Consider the following 1721-nt stretch of genomic DNA (forward strand, 5'->3'; position numbering starts at 1 on the left):
GAGCTTGATCAATCGTCGTCGATCAGGAGTCCGCGGCACACCCGCCAAGGTTCAAACAGTCGCTGGCGTTGACGTCAGCGGAGGAGTAAACTCGGCCAACATCTCAGATGGCAGTCATGAGAGCGTATATCTGTGCCCGTCGTCTAATCGCGGTGGGGTCAAGGAGATTTCATCGAGCGCATTTCCTACCTGTTAAAAACATCATCTGATGACTGCTTCTGCCGGTACATGGTCGTCTACGCGGTCGCCATTTGGCGCCGCAGGATGGGTTTTCGTAAAAGCGGATCTTCCAATGTTCTAGGGACTGTCAGGAATTTTGTGCGGGAGGCCATAGGATGGAATGGGAAGGACCATCGATATGGCAATCGACAAGGACGTTTTGGACCAGCTTCTGGCTGGCCGTGACCCGCAAGAGCTGTTCGCCAAGGACGGTCTGCTCGACGAACTGAAGAAGGCGCTGTCGGAGCGGATGCTTTCGGCAGAGCTCGACGACCATCTGGAAAACGAAGGCGTCGCAGGCACTATTAACCGGCGCAACGGGTCGTCGAGGAAGACGATGCTGACGGGGACGTCGAAGGTGACGCTGGACGTGCCGCGCGACCGGGCGGGGACGTTCGACCCCAAGCTCATCGCCAAATACCAGCGCCGTTTCCCTGACTTCGACGACAAGATCATCTCGATGTACGCGCGCGGCATGACGGTGCGCGAAATCCGGGGGCATCTTGAGGAGCTGTACGGGATCGACGTATCGCCGGACCTGATCTCGACCGTGACCGATGCGGTGCTGGAGGCGGTCGCCGAATGGCAGGGCCGCCCTCTCGACACCTGCTACCCGCTTGTCTTCTTCGACGCGATCCGAGTGAAGATCCGCGACGAGGGGTTCGTCCGGAACAAGGCGGTGTACATCGCGCTGGGTATCCAGCCTGACGGCACGAAAGAGGTGCTCGGCATCTGGATCGAGCAGACCGAGGGCGCCAAATTCTGGCTGCGCGTCATGAACGAACTCAAGAACCGCGGCGTCGCCGATATCCTGATCGCCGTTGTCGATGGTCTGAAGGGCTTCCCGGAGGCGATCAACGCCGTCTTCCCCGAGGCCATCGTCCAGACCTGCATCGTCCATCTGATCCGCAACTCGATGAGCTTTGCGTCCTGGAAGGAGCGCAAGTTCATCGCCCAGGCGCTGCGCGGCGTTTACCGTGCCGAGACGCCCGAGGCCGGCATGGCGGCGCTGGAGGCGTTCGAGGAAGGTCCCTGGGGCCAGAAACACCCGGCCATCGCCATGAACTGGCGGCGCCATTGGGACCAGGTCATCCCGTTCTTTGCCTTTCCCGAGGGCGTCCGCCGGATCATCTACACCACGAACGCCATAGAGGCCCTGAACTCGAAGATCCGCCGTGCCGTCCGGACGCGTGGTCACTTCCCCGGTGACGATGCCGCTATGAAGCTGCTATACCTGGTGCTCAATCACGCGGCGGACGAATGGAAACGACCACCGCGCGAATGGGGCGAGGCCAAAAGCCAGTTCGCCGTCATCTTCGGCGAGCGCTTCGTCATCTGACGATAACCGGCCTCCCGCACAAAATTCCTGACAGTCCCAATGTTCTATGCGCATTCAGGCAGTGTCGCCTCTCGCAACGGACATAGCGGAATGATCCGGCCTACGCCCCGGCAGGGGCATCCTCAGGCTGGCATTTCGGTCAAGCTGTTGTCAGCTGACGGCA

1 protein-coding gene is annotated in these 1721 nt (G+C 60.5%); it reads left to right on the forward strand.

Going from position 1 to position 1721, the window contains the following annotated elements:
• Window positions 1-358: 358 nt before the first annotated feature.
• Window positions 359-1558, forward strand: a complete 1200-nt coding sequence (locus tag MF610_RS18955; protein WP_242201906.1) for an IS256 family transposase — start codon at window positions 359-361, stop codon at window positions 1556-1558.
• The last annotated feature ends 163 nt before the right edge of the window (window positions 1559-1721 follow it).

Source organism: Sphingomonas hankookensis, from assembly GCF_022664465.1.
Lineage (GTDB): Bacteria > Pseudomonadota > Alphaproteobacteria > Sphingomonadales > Sphingomonadaceae > Sphingomonas > Sphingomonas hankookensis.